Here is a 17,325-nt window from a genome sequence, read left to right as displayed (position 1 = left end):
CCGCTGCTCGGCTGCGGATAATTCTGACCATATGATCTTCGCTTCTTTCAACTTAGCCACGACTTCCCTCCGTCCAAATCCTATGCTGACCCGCTTTCGCGAACAAATCAAGAACAAGGATAACGGATGGTTAAGAGGCGTGGATAAGTTTATTGAAATGCGGGAATCGCGATATGGTCTTTGGGTAATGAGAAAACCATGGGGGTTTGAGGGGGAGAATGCATGGCTGTTAATCTGCCAATTGATAAGATCATCTTTTCAACAGTTGAACAGGCGGAACAGGAAGTCGAGAACGCCCTCGAATGTGATGTGCTGTATTATTATGGCGAAATAAGAACGGGATACACGCCAATATTTCGGGACGTGGTTGAGCAAATCGCTGAGCGCCAAGGTAAAAGAGATGCCATTGGCATCTGCTTGACTACGCCCGGAGGGCAGGTTGAGGCGGTTGAAAATATGGTGGAAATATTACGGCACCATTACAACTATCTTTACGCGATTGTTCCGCGCTCTGCCATGTCCGCAGGAACAATTCTATGCATGGCCGCTGATAAGATTTTCATGGACTATTCATCCTCTCTTGGCCCAATCGATCCACAGGTTCCAGACCGCGAAAATAAAAATCTTGTCCCTGCGTTAGGGTACCTCGATAAAGTCAAAGAATTAATAGACAAAAGCCTGAATAATACTATCTCACCTGCTGAATTTCACATGCTTCAAAATCAGGACTTGGCAATGCTCCGGTTTTACGAGCAGTCACGGGAGCTTTCCATAAGCCTTCTCAAAGATTGGCTGACAAAATATAAATTCAAAGATTGGACTCACCACAGAACCAACAATCCGGGCGCACCCGTAACCGACGAGGAAAAAAGGGCCAGAGCGGAAGAAATCGCGACAATGCTATCTAATAATAACATATGGCACTCCCACGGACGGATGATTTCGATGTCCAGATTAATGCATGATATGAAGCTCGAAATTGAGGATTTCGGCGCTAATTTAGAACACCGGGATGCGATAAGGCGATATAGTCAAACCTTGACCAACCACCTTGAGCGCCAAGGCATACCCGTGTATATGTACAACAGGCACGTTCATTAGGAGAGTTCAATGGAAATTGCTGAATTGCTGAAAAAGTCCGTTGAAGAGAATGAGCGCAGGATGACGAGCGAGTTTCGTCAACAAATCAAAGATTTCGAGTTATTCTCACAGCAACTAGAGGACGCTGGCGTCAAAGCCAATAAGATTGAGTATGACATTCCTCTAATGGGCCGAATAACAGCATACGCAGTTTAAAAAAGACCCCGCTCCGGCGGGGTTTTTTTTGGCTATCTGCCCTATCTTTACTGCCGTGCAGTGTCGAAGGACGTGCGAACCTGAAACCTGCATAGGCCCCGGTGTTGACGGGCGACGCGCCGGGGCTTCTTTTTGGCCGCTGGAAATCCTCCGGGCGTGGGTGGCGGCGAAAGATTGACACGCCGGACTCGACTTATGCGTGTGAATGAATAGCATATCTCCACCAGCACGGGGCTGGCTTGGAGGGAAAGTATGGCGCTTACGATCAATGATGCGCGCATTATCATTGGGATGCTTGCACGGGGAGATAAGCAGCATGATGTTGCCGCCTATTTCGGTGAAAACCAAGCGAGAATTGTAGAGGCGGCAAACGGAGATTTTGGAACCGTTGAAGCCGCGCCAGCCAACGAACTTCCTCCAAAGGGAGCGCCCGGCATAAAGGGGAGAAGGCTTAAAGCATTCGTGGAGAAGGCTGTTGCGGCCTTAGAGGCAGGCAACCATGAAGAAGCAGCCTCACACTTAAAATCTGGCCTTGAACGCTATAACCGTCACGAATAATCGCACGGGCGTTCAAGCGCCTTTCTGCAAGGCGGAACCCACATTAGGCGCGGGTGAGTTATCTCCGCGCCTTTTTCCCATACAAACCAAGCATAGCCGGTTGCGGTACTGGCTTTCGGGTCAACCCTGCCCTTGACCATCGGAACGCGCTCTGAAAATTGCGCGAACTTGCTTGGCGGGTTGATGCTGAAAATATTCTCGAACCGCCCTACGCTTTCAAGGAATACGGTTCGGGCGAGTATCGCCACGCCTTCACGTGCGACGACAAGCGCCCGCTCTACAAATTCCTCTGCCAGTCGGAACGGCGGATTGGTAATCACCCAATCGTGCGACAGGGCCTCATAAGGATAGGTCAGAAAGTCACGAACTGGCGCAAATCCATAATGATACGCATCTGCGCTATCAACCTGCCCGAAATACTCCGCCAGAGGCTTCGCCATATAGCCACGTCCACATGCTGGCTCCAAACAGGTTTTCGTGCGCAATAGTTCCGGCGATCCAATCACATGCTCGACCAGTGCCCGCGTTGCCCATGGCGGCGTTGGAAAATCGTCCGGGCTATCTTTCGGCTCGAACCGTTGGGCCATGACCGCATGTGATGTGTTCTGTTTCATGGCCTCTCCTATCTCCCGTCACCCTATCGAGCAACCGTTAAGGCTCGCTGAATTACTCAAGTGATTCTACCGCATTGCGACGGCGGGGCAATGGGGTGGGGAAAATAAAATAGGAAATATCCAACTTTCCTATTTACAAGTGGGATTTATCCTACTACATTACTCTCAACAAACGAGTTGGGAGTTACCAATGCAAACGACATACCAGATCACCGGAAACGACATTGCGAGAGCCTTTGCAGGCATTGCGCAGACTGTAAACAAGCCGCGCTTTTTGCGTGACGTTCTCGCCATCAAGAAAGAGCGTGGAGACGATGATTGCGCCTATTTCGAGCTTAACGCTCGCTACTACGCCAATCGTCTGAACTCGACCGTTGAAGGCGCTCATTACACTGCAAGCCGTGCTCCAAGCATGAAGCGCTTCGCAGGAATGCTTGAGGAGTTTCTGTGATGGCCGATAATCTTAAAATCGTCGCTTTAGTGGAAGTTGCAAAGCGCGAAGCTCTCGTTCTCAATCGTCCATTGAAGATGCTCTATGAGTTTCAGGGCCGGGATCTGATTGGTTCCGATGGGCCATTTCGCAATGCACTCCGTTACGAAGCGCCAAACGGCCATTTCAAAGCTTTCGCAGGGCGTGAGTTCGACATTCCGCTGAAAGACGGCGGCACTGTCCGAGCGAATGGTCAGTATTGGAGTGCAGGCTTAGAAGGCTTCGTAGAGACAACCTATGGGACCGTTGATGGGTTGAAAAAGTGCTACGTCTACACTGGCGGTCTAGTCGACCCTGCCGCACTGCAAGAGCTTCGCGCCGAATATACTGGCTGCGTCTATCCCTATTGGGATTACCAGAAAGTCATCAAGTACGACGATGAACGCCGCTACTGGATCAATAAATGCTTCAAGCTCGAAGACCGTTTGAAGCGCGACAAAAAGCACCTGATTGCAAACGTTAAAGCGGCTTGGGCTTCATTGCGCAAAGCCGGAAGCGAGGCCGCATGACCTACGCCGCCCTCGCCCTCACCCTTTTAATCATCGCCATAGCAGCAACTTTTCTCATGCTCTGCCATGCAGAAACAATGGCGGAAATCGCTCGGAGTGAAACAGATGTCTGACCATCTCACCATGGAAGGCGTGAAGTGGTTTCAGACGGCAACAAGCCTCGAAACCAACAATGATGAAAAGATGGAGGCGCTTGAACAGCTGATGAAGCGCGATCTTCCGAAGGAACTCCGCGACCAGCTTCGCATCATCTTCAACGAAATCCGCCCACTTGAGGCCATTGAATATCGTGAGGTCGCAGCATGAACGCCCAGACACAGACAGAAACCGGAACTGATATCGTCGGCTATGTATCGGCTAATCCTGTTTCGGTTCTCGTTGATGAGAAGATATATTCTCAGTTCTACGAGCAGATCAAGGCCGAGACTGACGCTTTCAAGCCAGACCTTTCGACCGTTTCGAGCCGCAAGGAAATATCTTCCCTCGCCTATAAGGTGACGCGCACCAAGACGGCTATCGACGCAGCTGGCAAAAAGCTGAATGAAGACGCTCGCGCCAAGATCAATGCGGTTGATGCGCAGCGCCGTAAGATCCGTGAAGAACTCGACACGCTGGCTGAATCTGTTCGCAAGCCGCTGACCGAATGGGAAGCTGCCGAAGAAGCACGCATTGAGAATATCAAAGCCACTCTCGCCCATATTGATGCGTGTGGCAAAGGTATCATCGGCGGCGAGCCACAGGCGTTTGCCATTCTTTTCCATGAACTCGAAGAAAAGATCGTCATTGATGACAGCTTCGGCGAGTTCAAGGAACAGGCAGAAGCTGCAAAATCGGATGCGCTCGCAAAGCTGAAAATCGCTTTTGATGCTCACCAGAAAGCAGAAGCTGAACGCCTCGAACTTGAACAGCTTCGCGCTGAGAAGCTGGAACGCGACCGACTGGAAGCTGAACGTGTAGAAAAGGAACGCATCGCTCAGGAAGCTATTGCTCGCGAAAGGGCCGAGAAAGAGCATCAGGAACGTTTGGCAGCAGAACAGAAGGCCCGCGAAGAACGTGCGGCTCATCAAGCGCGTGAAAAGGCAGAGCGTGAAGCGCGCGAAGCAATTGAACGTGCCGAACGTGAAAAGGCCGAGGCTGTCGCCAAGGCCGTGGCAGAAGCTCTAGCAGTAAAGCAGAAAGCTGAACAGGCCGAAGCAGAGCGTGCGGCCGAAGCAAAGCGCATTGCCGACGAACAGGCCGCACGAGACGCTGACAAAGCTCACCGCTCCAAAATCATGAAGTCTGTAAAAGAGGCATTGATGGCCCAAGGCGCAGACGAAGAAACAGCCAAGAAGATCGTTCTCGCGGTTATCGCTGGCGAAATCCCCAACGTAACATTGAGGTTTTAATCATGGCCGCTCAAGCACTTGATATTAAGCAGGAGAGCAATGCGCCCGTTTATCGTGGCGGCGATGCTCCAATGATTTCCATGATCGAACGTATCGCCATGGACCCGACAATCCCTCTCGACCGTCTGGAAAAGATGCTCGATATGAAGGAGCGTATGGAAGACCGCGCCCGCGAAGACGAGGAACGGCAGGCCAAGAAGGCATATTTCGCGGCAATGTCTAAGTGCCAGGCTGAATTGCCTGTCGTCACAAAGACGCGCAAGAACAGCCACACCAATTCGACCTATGCGGACCTTGCAGCAATTGAAGATCAGGCAATGCCGATCATTCACGCCCACGGTTTTGCAGTTTCGTTCCAGCCAGACGGCTATAACGATAAGGGTGAACTTCGCATTCTCTGGGAAATCTCACACGAAGAAGGCCATTCCAGAAACGGTGTAGGTGAAATTCCAGTCGATGGCGCTGGCGCACAGGGCAAGGTCAACAAGACCGGAACGCAGGCGTTTGGCAGCACCGCGACTTATGGCCGTCGATATCTGCTCTGCATGCTGTTTAACATCAGCACAGGCGACGACAAAGACGGCAATAAGGTGCCGGAACAGTCGGGCCCGATCACAGCTGAGCAGGTGGTTTTGCTGCGTGAGCTTATCGAAAAGTCCGGCGCACAGATCGATCTTGTTTGTGAAAAATACAAGATCGACGCAATCCCAAACCTTCCGTCCAACCTGTTCAATGAGTGCTTTCGAGACATTGAGAATTGGTGGAAGCGTCAGCAGAAGACGAACGGCGGTGCAAAATGACCGACATTGTTCAAGGCTCTGCTGAATGGTTTGCTGCACGGCTTGGATGCGTTACCGCGTCCCGAGTTGCTGATGTAATCGCAAAGACAAAAACTGGCTACGGAGCATCGCGCAAAAACTATCTCGCGGAACTCGTTCTTGAGCGCCTTACGGGAAAAGCAGAAGAAACCTTCACGTCCTCGGCGATGCAGTGGGGCACGGACAACGAGCCTGACGCACGGTCAGCCTATCAATTCGAAAAGAACAAGCGCGTTGTGCAGGTGGGTTTTGTGGCACATCCGCACATTGCTATGACAGGGGCATCACCTGATGGCCTTGTCGATGATGATGGCCTTTTGGAAATCAAATGTCCTAATTCCGCAACCCACTTGGACACACTTCGCACAAGCACGATTCCGGCACGATACATCACTCAAATGAATTGGCAGATGGCATGCACTGGTCGCCAGTGGTGTGACTTTGCGTCATTCGATCCGCGCTTTCCAGAACACATGCGCTTGTTTGTGAAGCGTCTTCACCGCGTTGATGCCGACATTCGAGCATTGGAAATCGATGTGACGCTGTTCCTCAAAGAGGTTGATGAGGCGATTGCTGATCTCGCTGCTGAATATCCAGCGTTTACGGAGGCAGCATGAGCCGCGCAACCCTCGTAATCAGCAATGACCTTGTGCGCCAGAAGGCAATCAACTGGCTCCGCAGCAAGCACCTTCGTTGGGGAACCCGCGTAGAGTTTAAAGCCCCAAAGCGTTCGCTTCCACAGAACGATAAAATGTGGGCGATGCTCACGGAGGTAGCAGATCAAGCCCGATACCACGGCGTTAAGCTGGCTTGCGACGACTGGAAGCTGATCTTCCTCGACGGTCTTAAGCGAGCCAAGCAGCAGGAACTGCGCTTTGTGCCAAACCTCGACGGCACCGGCTTTGTAAATCTCAGCACATCATCATCCGATCTTTCAAAGGATGAAATGGGTGAACTCATTGAGCTTATCCACGCATGGGGTGCGCAGAACGGTGTGACGTTTGCAGACGATGAAAGGGCATCAGCATGAGCAAGCCCCTTCTCATATCAGCTCATTACCGAACTCGTCCTTATGATGCTGTGAAGGTCGAGAAAACCAAGCAGCTTGAGGGCGAAGTATACGGCACGTTCGACCGTGAATGCGTTCTGCATCTGGACATAGTGCTTTCGACCTCTGATTTCACGGAGGTGAGCCATGGCGCGGCGTGAATTCTCGAAGGAAGTTAAACGCGCTGCTCTAAAGCGATCTGGCATGAAATGCGAGGCCGTTGGTAAAATGTACGGCTTTAAACCCGGACAGCGTTGCGGTGTGAGCCTTAGCGTCGGTATCCAGTACGATCACATCATTGCCGATAGCATCGGCGGTGAACCGACACTGGATAACTGTGCTGCCGTTTGCATGTCCTGCCATGGGTATAAAACCCGCACGGTTGACACGCCACGCGCCGCTAAAACCAAGCGCATGAGCGATAAGGCCAAGGGCATTGTCCGGCCTTCATCCGCGCTCGCAGCGAAGGTCAAGACACCTAAACGCCTCACCAGAGAACCCACACCCCGGAAGCGCGACATATTCGGTCGCCCTGTTAGCGAAGGTATTTCATCATGAAACTGACCCCGATGATTAATTATGAAGACCTGATTTTCCAAGCAAAGTGCAGAATTGAGGACGTGTCTGACTTTTTTGAAGATGGCGGGACGCTCAACCGATGCGAAGGCAACACGCTTATTATGCACCTTGAGGGTGGTTCGGTGGCCCGTATCGATCTTGACCCGATCATTGATTTCGTCGCTGCGATGAAGGAGTTGCGGTGATGGCGGACGCACAAGCCATGACCATTACAGAACAGGCCGTGAAGGCGGCGTTAGAAGAATACAATAAAACAAGGGGCTACATGGTCAGCAATGTAGATCGTATGTACGCAGCCCTCACAGCAGCCGCCCCATTCCTGCAAGGGGTGAAGGAAGAACCTATCGGTTATTTGTTTCAACATGAAGAAACAGGGCTGACACAGGTTGTTGAGGTGCAGCAAGTCGAGTGGGGGTTTGAAAAGAACAATCCTCGCTGGCAAAAAATCAGCCCTGTATATTCTGCGCCTGTTTCGGAGCCATTCCCCGCGCGTGAGCAAGCGCTGGAGTTGCTGAATAAATTCGACCCCCACGAAGAAGCAAACGAATATGAGTTTCGAGGGGATGGCGGAGATTACCGACCAAGCGAGACCGAGCGCCTTATGCTCGAAGACTTTGCGGCGGGTCTGCTTGGAAGGATCGAAGACGCCATCCGCGCCCTCTCCCTGACAGTTGGGGATGGGTGGAGCGACGTAGACGAAAACACACCAACGGATGGCTTCATCATGGCATGGTCGCCGGATCATCCAGATTTAGCAATGATCTGGAAGGCGGAGTATTTCCACAACGCCCGAAAGCCGGGAACATCAAAGCACCTTTCCGCCAATCACTTCACAAAGTGGCGTCGCATTCCTCTCCCCGCAATGCCGGCACAGGAGAGGCCGCAATGACTAAAGAAACTTCGGAATACGCGGCAGAGCTGCCTCTCGATCTTGAGAGTAAGGCCCTGAAGCTGGGAGAGAACCAGCTCATCGGCCTCCACACAGTCCTCGGGACGATGACCACGCCCGAAGGCAAGTTCGATATGCGTCTGCACATCAGCGGTCTATGCGTGTGGATCCAGAGCCCGAAGGGGGCTTGGTATCAGGTCAACCACGGTGGCCTATGGGAAGACGCAATCTCCAAAATCATCGAGCATGAAAAGGCGGTGAACCCTAATGGAGGCAGCGATGCTGACTAACGCTGAAAGCAAGTGGCTGAAAAAGCTGCAAAAGGTCTTGAACGAATGCCCTTCCGACCGTCTGGGTTTCTACACAATCGGCGACGAAGGCGTGTTTATCTATGACAAGAGTTTCGACGCAGAGATTAATGAGTTTATGAACGCCGGGAAGGATTTTTGCATAGCGGTATATGAGCTTGACGCTGACCTAGACCACATTCTCTTTCCCTCAAATGTACATTCAACGGCAGGGTGACGACCATGGCGAGTGAACTGAAGCCGTGCCCGTTTTGCGGAGGGAAAGCCTACATGAAGCGTGTCAGGGACCGTCATCCGAACGACGGCGAATGGGATACTTGCTGTGAGGATTGCGGCGCTACAATCCCAGAAGGCTACACAGAAGAAGCTGCTACCCGCGACTGGAACACCCGCCCCGCGCCTGCCGCTACAGATACGGGACTGGTGACGGTCGCTTGGATGATTTACAAGCCGGGCGGCACCCCACTCACTACACCTATAAAGGAAAACGCTAAGGGATTTAATAGCGCTGACGAACTCGTCACCCGCTCGCAGGCAGAAGAGCTATTGGCGGCGGAACGGGAAGGAAAGCGCTTTTGGCAAAATGAATACACCCAAAAGAGCAAACTGCTTCTGAAAGCCGAAGCGGACAAAGCGGCGAAGGATGCGCGGATTGCGGAGTTGGAAGATGGTATTCAGCATGCGTCAGTTTGGCTGGCACTTTCGTTCCCGAACGCCGCGGGAAAGCTCATCGCTGATCTGGACGCCCTCTTGCGCGCAAAGGAGGCCAGCCATGGCGAGTAAAGAACTGATCGCACTGGTTGCCGAGGCAATCATAGATAATCCTCCCATCGAAACGATGACGGACGATGAAATCATCATCGACTGGTCTCCAACAGCCCAAGCCGCCATCTCCACCATCTTCACCGCTCTACAGGAGCCGACAGAGGCGATGCACAGTGAAGGAAGAACAACAGTAAATTATCGTGACGCTTGGAGCGCCATGCTCGCCGCCTCCGCACTAGGGGAGCAGAGCGAATGAAGCTGGAAGATGCAACGCATATCACTGCGAGAGCTATGGATGACATAATTGGCTGCTTCAAATCGGGCAGTAAGATCACTGTTCTCGTTAGAACTCCGGGTTTACCTGATCGTGATTTCTGTATGACAGACGACAGCTTGTCGGAAGTTGCCCAAATGGTTGAGCGTCGTCGCCAAGCCCTGAAAGGCGGTGAGTAGATGCGCATCACCGACCTTGAAAAGTTCGCTTTGGAGCAGATTTGGCGACCGTACCAAACGAATATGGGCTACGAGAAGCGGCTTGAACGCTTGCCCGTTTCGTTGGAAAACACCGCTGAAAGTCTGAAGCAAGACACGTATTGGAGCGGACTTGTCTTGAACCGCTTGCGGGGCATGAACCGGCACAGGCGCATCACCTTCCCGTCATACATCCAGCATCCGCTTGTCGATGTGGTCCGCGCCGCACTGCGGGAAAGGGAGTGAGGATGTCAAAGCCCGCTACCATAAGGAAGAGCGACCTAAATCGGTACGCCCAAGTCGCTAATGAAAACGGATGCAGGGTCATAATCCGGCTTGGCGATACTGTCATCACGGTTGAACCGGATAGGACGAAAATTGAAGAAATCGGGATTGACTATAGCCGACCAGTCCTATGACAGTGAGGCCATGAAGCGAAAGTTGCCTCTTTACGTGCACAGACAAAAGACCCGCCATGGACAGTGGGTCTTTTATTTTCGCATGGGGAAAGGGAAGCGCGTTCGGTTGCCAAGCCCGAATGATGCAAGCTTTAAGGAAGCTTACAGGGCGGCTTTGACCGGTGAGCCTGTTGCAGCGCCGAGGGTTCCGACCGGGACGCTGCAATGGCTATGGGATAAATACACGAACGAAAGCGCAAAATGGGCGGGATATTCCGACGCTACCAAAAAACAGCAGCGTCTGATTATGGAAAAAGTGCTTGCAAAGAATGGCAATAAAGCGCTGACGTCATTCACACAGGACGTTATTCAGGAGGCCGTTGACCGTCGCCATGAAACGCCAGCCATGGCCGGAAATTTCCTAAAGGTCATGCGCGGTCTGTTCGGCTGGGCCAAAAAAATGCGCTATGTGCAGGTTGATCCATCGCTCGATATTGACATGCCCGAATACAAGACGACTGGCTTCCCTGCATGGACGGTCGATGACGTTATCGCCTATCGAGGCAAGCACCCGATTGGAACGGCAGAACGGCTAGCGATGGAATTGATGCTTTTGGCGGGATTGCGCCGCTCAGATGTGGTCCGCGTTGGCAGGCAGCATATAAACGGCCTTATTCTCGCAATGGATACGGCCAAAACAGGAACAAGAATATCCGTTGAACTGTCAGACGACCTTTTATCCATGATCGACGCAACGCCACGAAAGGGTCTACACCTGATCGAGAGCAGCCAAGGTAAGCCATTTGTCGAAGGCAGCTTCGGGAATTGGTTTCACGATTCATGCGTTAAAGCTGGCGTGAAAAAGTCCGCTCATGGGCTTCGCAAGTTGAGCGCCACACTGGCCGCAGAGGGTGGAGCGGCGACGCATCAATTGCTTGCTCAATACGGTTGGACCAATATTTCAACCGCTGAAATCTACACGAGAGGCATAGATCGGAAACGGCTCGGAATAGAAGCCAGCCGTATCGTTGCAGACCAGATAGAGAACAGAATTGCCCCTCACCCAAATACAGGTGAGGGAATTATCGCGAAAAAGCCAATAAAATCAATGGGGGAAAGCTGAAATGGTGGCCCTGTCACGCCCACCATTCGAAAGCCTCCAATAGACCAGCCGCGAACACAGATGCCGGAAGCTTGGCATGAACCGCATCCTCGTTCCTCTGGTCGCACGATCCCTATAGTGATGTGGAACTGGCTGAAACAACAATCTTGCAAACCTGAAACCAGAACAAAATCTGCAAAATGACATGCAAAGCAGTGTGGCCTGCGCTGGATTTATTTCAGAAATTATGCAGGAAGATCAAATGGCTGGGGAACCTGGATTCGAACCAAGACTAACGGAGTCAGAGTCCGTCGTTCTACCATTAAACTATTCCCCAGCAGGAATTGCCGATCACTATTGAGATCTGCAATTGCGGATCAGACAAGACGTCTGCCCCGCGAGCGGTTTCCATCTAGCGGTTCCGAATTGCGAACGCAAGCCCTTTCCTGGAAAAAAATTAAAGCGTGCCGTATGCATATGATTAAACGCCACACGCTTTAGCAAATACAGCAAGCAGTGCCAAAAAAAGCCCGACAGCAAGAGGTGCGGTCGGGCAAAGGGCAGGCTGGCCGGAGGGGAGCCCGGCATGGGAAGGTGGCGCCTGCCAGATATTCGGAGCGGCTCACGGAATCCGTGAAATTCGCACCAATCAGTGGATATAGCGGTTGGCCTCAAAACGCAGGCGCACATCTGCTAAAGTATTCAGAATTTGTGTGGGATCCTCCCCACCGTGCAGGTGAAGAACCATATCTATATCTCGGTGCTGCAATCCAATGTCGCGCAACAGATAATCATCGAGTTCGCGTAGATGCAAAACGTGGCGTCGGTTGCGCCATGATGTCCAGCGACGCTTAACCGATGCAAATGCAGCACCTACCAATTGCCCTGGCATGAAGCTGCGTGGGCCCGTTGCAGGTATAGATGTTATCAGGGTCTTGCTCATCGCGGTCATAGCGGCTCTCCTTCAAGCTCGCCGGTTTCAGGAAGTTTTATCTCCAGATCATGGGTTCCTCCCCACGACATGGCCTTTATCGAACAATTCAATTGATTATTCCAACGAATGTTTTTAATGTGTTTCTTCAATAATTATGATGGATTATTCGGATGAACGCGCCTCTGGATCTCGATCAACTGCAAACCTTTGTCGCCATCACCGATATGGGCAGTTTCACAAAGGCAGCCGATGCCGTTTTCAAGACACAGTCAGCGGTTTCCATGCAGATGCGCCGGCTTGAGGAACGAATCGGAAAACCATTGTTCGAGCGCAATGGCCGCACAAACCGCCTCACTGAGGATGGCGAAAAACTGCTTCACTATGCCCGGCGAATGCTGCTGCTCAATGGCGAGACGTTCGCGGCCTTCGATGACACACAGCTTGAAGGGCATGTACGCATCGGCACGCCCGATGATTATGCCGATCGTTTTCTACCTGAGATTATGGCACGCTTTGCCCGGTCTAATCCGCGTGTGGAACTTTCAGTAGTGTGTGAACCGACCGTCAACCTGGCCGAGATGATCCGGCGCGGAAACCTTGATATCGCGCTCGTGACGCAATGCGACGACAAACGCCGCTCCGAAGTAGTGCGTACCGAGCCCTTACTATGGGTAACGTCCGCCAGCCATGCGGTGCATGAAGAGACAATACTGCCGCTTGCTGTGGGAAGGCCCACCTGCATCTGGCGTCAGGCGGCGATCGATATGCTCGAAAATGTGCAACGCGATTACCGCATCATCATCACGAGCTGGTCGGCAACGGTTCTCGCCGCTGCGGTGCTGTCCGGGCTTGCGATTTCCGTTCTGCCTGAATGTGCGCTGCGGCCCGGCATGCGGGTGCTTGGCGAAGCGGAAGGTTTTGGCACATTGCCGGAATTCGGCATCGGCATCATGCGCGGCCACAGCAAGCAGAATGCCATTGTCGATGCGCTTGCCCAGCATATTATCGAGAGCCTCGACAACATTTCCGCGCCCGCCCAGACGGCTCTGATTTCGTCGGAAATTTCTTCTTTTCCTTCAATGCGTATGCGGCGCGTGCGCTCTAACGAATTACTGCCCGGTTGGTGACGTGCATAATCGCATGGGCGGCGTATTGACCAATTGACCTGCTGCAATGGCTGGTAGCCTATAATGGGATGAGCATGGGTTCCGATTCGAATTTGAGCGCCGCTGCTTCGAATGTGGCCGAATATAGCGTTTCCGAAGTTTCCGGCGCCCTCAAGCGCACGGTTGAAACTGCATTTTCGCATATTCGCGTGCGCGGTGAGATTTCCGGTTATCGCGGGCCGCATTCATCGGGACATGCCTATTTTGCGCTCAAGGATGACCGGGCACGACTTGAAGCGGTGATCTGGCGCGGTTCCATGGGCCGTTTGCGCTTTCGTCCCGAAGAAGGAATGGAGGTCATCGCCACCGGCAAGCTGACCACCTATCCGGGCTCGTCCAAATACCAGATCGTCATTGAGCAGATGGAACCGGCAGGCGCGGGCGCGCTGATGGCGCTGCTGGAAGAGCGCAAGCGGCGGCTTGCCGCCGAAGGGCTGTTCGATCCCGCCGCCAAGCAATTGCTGCCATTCATGCCGCGTGTCATTGGCGTGGTGACATCACCCACCGGCGCGGTCATCCGCGATATTATCCATCGTATTTCGGATCGTTATCCGCTGCATGTGGTGGTCTGGCCCGTGCGCGTACAGGGCGAAACCAGCGGTGCGGAAGTCGCTGCAGCCGTTCAGGGGTTCAATGCATTGGCCGATGGCAGCGCAATTCCAAAGCCCGATGTCCTGATCGTGGCGCGCGGCGGCGGCAGTCTGGAAGACCTGTGGGGCTTCAATGATGAAGTGGTGGTGCGCGCGGTTGCAGCTTCGCATATTCCAGTGATTTCGGCTGTCGGTCATGAAACCGACTGGACATTGATTGACCTTGCCGCCGATGTTCGTGCGCCCACGCCAACGGGCGCCGCCGAGATGGCGATTCCGGTCAAGGCCGATCTGGTGGCAACTGTGGCGACGCAATCCGCGCGGCTTTCGAGCGCCATGTCACGCTTCATCGAAATCAAACGGCAGGCGCATCGCGCCAGCGCGCGCGCTCTTCCCTCTGCCGACCAATTGCTGGCCCTGCCCCGCCGCCGGTTCGATGAGGCAGCATCGCGCCTGACAAGAGCACTTTTTGTCAACACCCAAAAGAAACGCGTTCATTTTGAAGGACATGCGCGGCAATTATCACCCCGCCTGCTGCAACGCCGTTTCGACGAGCAAAAACGCAATGTGAACATGCTCGGGCAGCGCCTGCCGCGCGCACTGGAAGCATTTTTGCGCGAACGACGCACGGCCTTCGCGCGGCGCGCGGATCGGCTCACGCCCGAGCCTGCGCTGCGCCGCACACAACAGGCGAGAATCACAATCGAGCAGCTTGATCGCCGCCGCGATCAGGCAATACGCCTGGCCATCGAACGCACCAGAAGGCGTGGACAGGAACTGGAGCGGCTCATGCGCACGCTGTCCTATGAAAGCGTACTGGAACGAGGTTTCGCCATTGTTTTCGATGCGGATGGCAATCCTGTCAAACAGGCCGCCAATATTGCAGATGGCGATGCCCTTTCCCTGCGCTTCCACGATGGCGATATCGCTGCCGTGGCCGGAGAATCGCCCTCTTCCAAAACTTCAGCACCATCCGCGACACGCAGGAATCCTGCCAAAAAACCCGGGCAAGGGTCATTATTCTGACCTCGCCCGGCGATTTCTGCCTGTTCCTCACCCTGAGCGCGCGCTCTTAAGGCTGGCTTAAGCTTGATCTTCTTTTTCTTCGCCATTCGCCTTTTCGCCCGCGCGATACGGGAACTTGATTCTCGATTGTCGGGATTCTCAATTACTGGAATGACGTGGATGAAAGAGTTTCAGAATGCCGGATAAATTTCCCGACGACAAGAAGACGCCTCTTTTGCGACGGAGCGTGGCGAGCCGCCGCGCTTTTCTGATTGGCGCAAGCGCCATTGCGCTCTCAGGCTGTGTGACGGCCACACCGCCCACGCGCCCTACCAAAACCGTGGCAAAAGCCAAACCGGCGCGTCCAGTTCCGCTCATGTATCAGGCCATGCCCGAAGAGCAGTTTCCGCTGCCGGCGGTCGATGTCAGCAAGGTCGATCCGAAATTCTGGCGGCAGGAAGTCGATTATCCGACCAATGAAGCGCCGGGCACGGTGATCGTCGACACGCCAAATAAATTTCTTTATCATGTGCGCGGCAATGGTCGGGCGATGCGTTACGGCATCGGCGTGGGACGCGACGGATTCTCATGGGCGGGGCGCGCGAAGATCGCCTATAAGCGGCAGTGGCCGCGCTGGACTCCCCCCGACGAAATGGTTGCCCGCCAGCCCTCCCTTGAACCATACAGCATCGCCAATGGCGGCATGCCGCCCAGTCTCAAAAATCCACTGGGCGCACGCGCCATGTATATTCACAAGGATAGACGCGACACACTTTATCGCATTCACGGCTCGCCCGAAGAATGGAGCATCGGCAAGGCCGTTTCCTCGGGCTGCATCCGCCTGCTCAATCAGGATATAATCGATCTCTATAACAATGTGCGCGATGGCAGCACGCTTGTGGTGATCCCCGACCCGACAAAGGGTCAGCAGGCAGTGACGGCATAGATCATGCGGTGGCGCCCGGTTCCGACGCCACCTCTACACAAGCCGGGTTCTCCGGCAAGCGCGACCGCCAGATCGGCAGTAGCGCAGCCAGCGCACGCCTCTTCGGCCAGCAGGTTCTCTGATGCGGCAAGATCTTCTTCCAACTGAAGATAATTTGCGACCGCCATTAACAGAACCACTCTATTGATTTGTTTTCACCTATGCCTCCCAAAACCGGCGCCGTTTTTGGGAGGCATGCTTGGTGCGAAGAACTGGCACTCCTTTCAGTATAATTAGAGAATAAAAGAAATATCATTGATGCTGTTATTTAAAAAGTAATTGCCTCGAAAGGATTTTCCTGTGGCATCACCATATTCACAAGCATCCAGCAATTTTTCCGATTCAATGAGCGGCGGCGTTGATCCGCGCACTGGCCTGTATTCGGCTTCCTTGTTACTAGCTCACCTGAAAGCAAATGGCACCAGTGGCCCTTTCCTCCCCCTCAGCTTGAAATATGACCCGATGAGCAGCATCGACATGGGCTTTGGAGTGGGCTGGGGTTTGTCCTGGTCCCATTATAGCACCGACGATGGAGTATTATCGCTTTCAACCGGAGACAGATATTCGACAACTATGCAGTCGGGCAATCTAGCGCTCAAAGATCAGAAAATCGTCAGTGCGAAACTTAGGCAAACCGACGGCGTTTATCATGTTCAAAATAGAAAAGGCGACACCCACATTCTGGGTCGCTACGTGTCTGGAAACCTGTGGGTTCCGTCTCGAATTCTCGCTCCTAATGGATTAGGCGTAACGCTGATCTGGAATAATGACGGTCGGCTGAAATCAATTGTGGACGAATTGGCCGAGGACGGCGACACACCCCAGACTCTGGTTGAGATCGATTATTCAAATGCTCTCAAGACAACCGTGACCCTCTGGCCCGGAACAGATACCCAGAAAGTAATAACGGTAATCCTGCCTGGAGGCACAAATTCCGCTATCTACTTCGGTGGTCTGGCGTGGATCATGCATTATGATGATTCCATCCGTTCATTTGGGAAACCGCCTTTATGCAGGATAGAATACCCTTCCGGCGCAATCGAGACGGTGACCTATACATCGGACGAAGATGGGCACCGTTATCCGCTTTGCGCGCCACAGGCCGCAAGCCAAACTATTCCCTATGTGAGCGAGTACAGAAAAAAGATAGTTGGCAACGATACGGACCGCGTCATAAATTACAGTTTTTCCGCCAAAAATTTCGTTGGCTACCAAAGTGGCATTAGCGAGTGGAAAGCCAATGGCGACAATCTATACGAAGCAGACAAGAACTATACCTATCAGTCTTTTGAAACCAGATATGATGGCAATAATAATAAAATTAAAACAACTAATGAATATAATAAATTCCACCTTCTAACAAGGACGATGAGAGGTGGCTCGGTTTGTCTGAACAGTTTCGGGCGTTTCGC

At 53.1% G+C, this 17,325-nt stretch carries 28 protein-coding genes and 1 tRNA gene; 25 read left to right on the top strand and 4 right to left on the bottom strand.

The window, feature by feature from the left end; genetic code table 11:
• The first annotated feature begins 222 nt into the window (after positions 1-222).
• From KUG47_RS11980 to KUG47_RS11970, 3 genes are all read left to right on the top strand, one after another.
• On the top strand, positions 223-1,101 hold the full coding sequence (locus tag KUG47_RS11980) for an SDH family Clp fold serine proteinase (RefSeq protein ID WP_217678214.1): 879 nt from the start codon (positions 223-225) through the stop codon (positions 1,099-1,101).
• 9 nt (positions 1,102-1,110) lie between these two features.
• The gene (locus KUG47_RS11975; RefSeq protein ID WP_217678213.1) at positions 1,111-1,296 is read left to right on the top strand and encodes a hypothetical protein; all 186 of its coding nucleotides are present in this window, start codon (positions 1,111-1,113) and stop codon (positions 1,294-1,296) included.
• A gap of 252 nt (positions 1,297-1,548) precedes the next feature.
• Entirely contained in the window at positions 1,549-1,854 is a 306-nt protein-coding gene (locus KUG47_RS11970; protein ID WP_217678212.1) for a hypothetical protein, read from the top strand.
• Here KUG47_RS11970 and KUG47_RS11965 read toward each other — a convergent pair.
• On the bottom strand, positions 1,845-2,468 hold the full coding sequence (locus KUG47_RS11965; RefSeq protein WP_217678211.1) for an SAM-dependent methyltransferase: 624 nt from the start codon (positions 2,466-2,468) through the stop codon (positions 1,845-1,847). The genes KUG47_RS11970 and KUG47_RS11965 overlap by 10 nt on opposite strands.
• A 190-nt stretch (positions 2,469-2,658) precedes the next feature.
• Here KUG47_RS11965 and KUG47_RS11960 point away from each other — a divergent pair, with 190 nt between their 5' ends.
• From KUG47_RS11960 to KUG47_RS11875, 18 genes are all read left to right on the top strand, one after another.
• Positions 2,659-2,919, top strand: a complete 261-nt coding sequence (locus tag KUG47_RS11960) for a hypothetical protein (RefSeq protein ID WP_217678210.1) — start codon at positions 2,659-2,661, stop codon at positions 2,917-2,919.
• Positions 2,919-3,467: a hypothetical protein gene (locus KUG47_RS11955; RefSeq protein WP_217678209.1), complete on the top strand. Its 549-nt coding sequence runs from the start codon at positions 2,919-2,921 to the stop codon at positions 3,465-3,467. Before KUG47_RS11960 ends, KUG47_RS11955 begins: the two co-directional genes overlap by 1 nt.
• A gap of 105 nt (positions 3,468-3,572) precedes the next feature.
• A complete protein-coding gene (locus tag KUG47_RS11950) occupies positions 3,573-3,773 on the top strand; it encodes a hypothetical protein (protein WP_217678208.1) in 201 nt (66 codons plus the stop codon).
• Entirely contained in the window at positions 3,770-4,855 is a 1,086-nt protein-coding gene (locus KUG47_RS11945; protein WP_217678207.1) for a coiled-coil domain-containing protein, read from the top strand. Before KUG47_RS11950 ends, KUG47_RS11945 begins: the two co-directional genes overlap by 4 nt.
• Before the next feature lie 2 nt (positions 4,856-4,857).
• Positions 4,858-5,655 carry an ERF family protein gene (locus tag KUG47_RS11940; RefSeq protein ID WP_217678206.1) on the top strand — a complete coding sequence of 266 codons (798 nt, stop codon included), beginning with the start codon at positions 4,858-4,860 and terminating at the stop codon, positions 5,653-5,655.
• Positions 5,652-6,290: a lambda exonuclease family protein gene (locus tag KUG47_RS11935; protein WP_217678205.1), complete on the top strand. Its 639-nt coding sequence runs from the start codon at positions 5,652-5,654 to the stop codon at positions 6,288-6,290. The genes KUG47_RS11940 and KUG47_RS11935 overlap by 4 nt, the downstream gene beginning before the upstream one ends.
• Entirely contained in the window at positions 6,287-6,703 is a 417-nt protein-coding gene (locus KUG47_RS11930) for a recombination protein NinB (protein ID WP_217678204.1), read from the top strand. Before KUG47_RS11935 ends, KUG47_RS11930 begins: the two co-directional genes overlap by 4 nt.
• The gene (locus KUG47_RS11925) at positions 6,700-6,882 is read left to right on the top strand and encodes a hypothetical protein (RefSeq protein WP_217678203.1); all 183 of its coding nucleotides are present in this window, start codon (positions 6,700-6,702) and stop codon (positions 6,880-6,882) included. Before KUG47_RS11930 ends, KUG47_RS11925 begins: the two co-directional genes overlap by 4 nt.
• Entirely contained in the window at positions 6,869-7,279 is a 411-nt protein-coding gene (locus tag KUG47_RS11920) for an HNH endonuclease (protein ID WP_217678202.1), read from the top strand. The genes KUG47_RS11925 and KUG47_RS11920 overlap by 14 nt, the downstream gene beginning before the upstream one ends.
• Positions 7,276-7,485, top strand: coding sequence for a hypothetical protein (locus KUG47_RS11915; RefSeq protein ID WP_217678201.1), 210 nt, complete (start codon positions 7,276-7,278; stop codon positions 7,483-7,485). Before KUG47_RS11920 ends, KUG47_RS11915 begins: the two co-directional genes overlap by 4 nt.
• A complete protein-coding gene (locus KUG47_RS11910) occupies positions 7,485-8,189 on the top strand; it encodes a hypothetical protein (protein ID WP_217678200.1) in 705 nt (234 codons plus the stop codon). Before KUG47_RS11915 ends, KUG47_RS11910 begins: the two co-directional genes overlap by 1 nt.
• Positions 8,186-8,479, top strand: coding sequence for a hypothetical protein (locus KUG47_RS11905; RefSeq protein WP_217678199.1), 294 nt, complete (start codon positions 8,186-8,188; stop codon positions 8,477-8,479). The genes KUG47_RS11910 and KUG47_RS11905 overlap by 4 nt, the downstream gene beginning before the upstream one ends.
• Complete coding sequence (locus KUG47_RS11900; RefSeq protein WP_217678198.1) at positions 8,469-8,714, top strand: hypothetical protein; 246 nt, start codon at positions 8,469-8,471, stop codon at positions 8,712-8,714. Before KUG47_RS11905 ends, KUG47_RS11900 begins: the two co-directional genes overlap by 11 nt.
• A 5-nt stretch (positions 8,715-8,719) precedes the next feature.
• Positions 8,720-9,280: a Lar family restriction alleviation protein gene (locus tag KUG47_RS11895; RefSeq protein ID WP_217678197.1), complete on the top strand. Its 561-nt coding sequence runs from the start codon at positions 8,720-8,722 to the stop codon at positions 9,278-9,280.
• Positions 9,270-9,518 (top strand): hypothetical protein, encoded by a 249-nt coding sequence (locus KUG47_RS11890; protein WP_217678196.1) that lies wholly within the window; start codon positions 9,270-9,272, stop codon positions 9,516-9,518. Before KUG47_RS11895 ends, KUG47_RS11890 begins: the two co-directional genes overlap by 11 nt.
• Positions 9,515-9,715 carry a hypothetical protein gene (locus KUG47_RS11885; protein WP_217678195.1) on the top strand — a complete coding sequence of 67 codons (201 nt, stop codon included), beginning with the start codon at positions 9,515-9,517 and terminating at the stop codon, positions 9,713-9,715. Before KUG47_RS11890 ends, KUG47_RS11885 begins: the two co-directional genes overlap by 4 nt.
• On the top strand, positions 9,716-9,979 hold the full coding sequence (locus KUG47_RS11880) for a hypothetical protein (RefSeq protein WP_217678194.1): 264 nt from the start codon (positions 9,716-9,718) through the stop codon (positions 9,977-9,979).
• A gap of 132 nt (positions 9,980-10,111) precedes the next feature.
• Positions 10,112-11,254, top strand: a complete 1,143-nt coding sequence (locus KUG47_RS11875) for a tyrosine-type recombinase/integrase (protein ID WP_217678193.1) — start codon at positions 10,112-10,114, stop codon at positions 11,252-11,254.
• A gap of 242 nt (positions 11,255-11,496) precedes the next feature.
• Here the strand turns inward: KUG47_RS11875 and KUG47_RS11870 are convergent.
• A tRNA-Gln gene (locus KUG47_RS11870) sits at positions 11,497-11,570 on the bottom strand.
• A 312-nt stretch (positions 11,571-11,882) separates the two neighbouring features.
• Positions 11,883-12,185, bottom strand: a complete 303-nt coding sequence (locus tag KUG47_RS11865; RefSeq protein ID WP_217678192.1) for a DUF1127 domain-containing protein — start codon at positions 12,183-12,185, stop codon at positions 11,883-11,885.
• A gap of 152 nt (positions 12,186-12,337) precedes the next feature.
• Between KUG47_RS11865 and KUG47_RS11860 the strand changes: the two genes are divergently transcribed.
• From KUG47_RS11860 to KUG47_RS11850, 3 genes are all read left to right on the top strand, one after another.
• Positions 12,338-13,294 carry a LysR substrate-binding domain-containing protein gene (locus KUG47_RS11860; RefSeq protein ID WP_217678191.1) on the top strand — a complete coding sequence of 319 codons (957 nt, stop codon included), beginning with the start codon at positions 12,338-12,340 and terminating at the stop codon, positions 13,292-13,294.
• A 74-nt stretch (positions 13,295-13,368) separates the two neighbouring features.
• Complete coding sequence (xseA, locus tag KUG47_RS11855) at positions 13,369-14,949, top strand: exodeoxyribonuclease VII large subunit (RefSeq protein ID WP_217678190.1); 1,581 nt, start codon at positions 13,369-13,371, stop codon at positions 14,947-14,949.
• 175 nt (positions 14,950-15,124) lie between these two features.
• Positions 15,125-15,874, top strand: coding sequence for a L,D-transpeptidase (locus KUG47_RS11850; protein ID WP_217678189.1), 750 nt, complete (start codon positions 15,125-15,127; stop codon positions 15,872-15,874).
• Here KUG47_RS11850 and KUG47_RS11845 read toward each other — a convergent pair.
• Complete coding sequence (locus KUG47_RS11845) at positions 15,853-16,041, bottom strand: hypothetical protein (RefSeq protein ID WP_217678188.1); 189 nt, start codon at positions 16,039-16,041, stop codon at positions 15,853-15,855. The genes KUG47_RS11850 and KUG47_RS11845 overlap by 22 nt on opposite strands.
• Before the next feature lie 172 nt (positions 16,042-16,213).
• Here KUG47_RS11845 and KUG47_RS11840 point away from each other — a divergent pair.
• The coding region (locus KUG47_RS11840) for a hypothetical protein (RefSeq protein WP_217678187.1) at positions 16,214-17,325 on the top strand (1,112 nt) is incomplete at its 3' end.

This window comes from Falsochrobactrum tianjinense, from assembly GCF_019100495.1.
GTDB classification, from domain to species: Bacteria; Pseudomonadota; Alphaproteobacteria; order Rhizobiales; family Rhizobiaceae; genus Brucella; species Brucella tianjinense.
This window is presented reverse-complemented; position numbering and strand designations above follow the sequence as displayed.

Bases quoted from the DNA above. Each gene is read 5' to 3' on its own strand.
- KUG47_RS11980 (WP_217678214.1), top strand. From the start codon at position 223: ATGGCTGTTAATCTGCCAATTGATAAGATCATCTTTTCAACAGTTGAA.
- KUG47_RS11975 (WP_217678213.1), top strand. From the start codon at position 1,111: ATGGAAATTGCTGAATTGCTGAAAAAGTCCGTTGAAGAGAATGAGCGC.
- KUG47_RS11970 (WP_217678212.1), top strand. From the start codon at position 1,549: ATGGCGCTTACGATCAATGATGCGCGCATTATCATTGGGATGCTTGCA.
- KUG47_RS11965 (WP_217678211.1), bottom strand. From the start codon at position 2,468: ATGAAACAGAACACATCACATGCGGTCATGGCCCAACGGTTCGAGCCG.
- KUG47_RS11960 (WP_217678210.1), top strand. From the start codon at position 2,659: ATGCAAACGACATACCAGATCACCGGAAACGACATTGCGAGAGCCTTT.
- KUG47_RS11955 (WP_217678209.1), top strand. From the start codon at position 2,919: ATGGCCGATAATCTTAAAATCGTCGCTTTAGTGGAAGTTGCAAAGCGC.
- KUG47_RS11950 (WP_217678208.1), top strand. From the start codon at position 3,573: ATGTCTGACCATCTCACCATGGAAGGCGTGAAGTGGTTTCAGACGGCA.
- KUG47_RS11945 (WP_217678207.1), top strand. From the start codon at position 3,770: ATGAACGCCCAGACACAGACAGAAACCGGAACTGATATCGTCGGCTAT.
- KUG47_RS11940 (WP_217678206.1), top strand. From the start codon at position 4,858: ATGGCCGCTCAAGCACTTGATATTAAGCAGGAGAGCAATGCGCCCGTT.
- KUG47_RS11935 (WP_217678205.1), top strand. From the start codon at position 5,652: ATGACCGACATTGTTCAAGGCTCTGCTGAATGGTTTGCTGCACGGCTT.
- KUG47_RS11930 (WP_217678204.1), top strand. From the start codon at position 6,287: ATGAGCCGCGCAACCCTCGTAATCAGCAATGACCTTGTGCGCCAGAAG.
- KUG47_RS11925 (WP_217678203.1), top strand. From the start codon at position 6,700: ATGAGCAAGCCCCTTCTCATATCAGCTCATTACCGAACTCGTCCTTAT.
- KUG47_RS11920 (WP_217678202.1), top strand. From the start codon at position 6,869: ATGGCGCGGCGTGAATTCTCGAAGGAAGTTAAACGCGCTGCTCTAAAG.
- KUG47_RS11915 (WP_217678201.1), top strand. From the start codon at position 7,276: ATGAAACTGACCCCGATGATTAATTATGAAGACCTGATTTTCCAAGCA.
- KUG47_RS11910 (WP_217678200.1), top strand. From the start codon at position 7,485: ATGGCGGACGCACAAGCCATGACCATTACAGAACAGGCCGTGAAGGCG.
- KUG47_RS11905 (WP_217678199.1), top strand. From the start codon at position 8,186: ATGACTAAAGAAACTTCGGAATACGCGGCAGAGCTGCCTCTCGATCTT.
- KUG47_RS11900 (WP_217678198.1), top strand. From the start codon at position 8,469: ATGCTGACTAACGCTGAAAGCAAGTGGCTGAAAAAGCTGCAAAAGGTC.
- KUG47_RS11895 (WP_217678197.1), top strand. From the start codon at position 8,720: ATGGCGAGTGAACTGAAGCCGTGCCCGTTTTGCGGAGGGAAAGCCTAC.
- KUG47_RS11890 (WP_217678196.1), top strand. From the start codon at position 9,270: ATGGCGAGTAAAGAACTGATCGCACTGGTTGCCGAGGCAATCATAGAT.
- KUG47_RS11885 (WP_217678195.1), top strand. From the start codon at position 9,515: ATGAAGCTGGAAGATGCAACGCATATCACTGCGAGAGCTATGGATGAC.
- KUG47_RS11880 (WP_217678194.1), top strand. From the start codon at position 9,716: ATGCGCATCACCGACCTTGAAAAGTTCGCTTTGGAGCAGATTTGGCGA.
- KUG47_RS11865 (WP_217678192.1), bottom strand. From the start codon at position 12,185: ATGACCGCGATGAGCAAGACCCTGATAACATCTATACCTGCAACGGGC.
- KUG47_RS11860 (WP_217678191.1), top strand. From the start codon at position 12,338: ATGAACGCGCCTCTGGATCTCGATCAACTGCAAACCTTTGTCGCCATC.
- xseA (WP_217678190.1), top strand. From the start codon at position 13,369: ATGGGTTCCGATTCGAATTTGAGCGCCGCTGCTTCGAATGTGGCCGAA.
- KUG47_RS11850 (WP_217678189.1), top strand. From the start codon at position 15,125: ATGCCGGATAAATTTCCCGACGACAAGAAGACGCCTCTTTTGCGACGG.
- KUG47_RS11845 (WP_217678188.1), bottom strand. From the start codon at position 16,041: ATGGCGGTCGCAAATTATCTTCAGTTGGAAGAAGATCTTGCCGCATCA.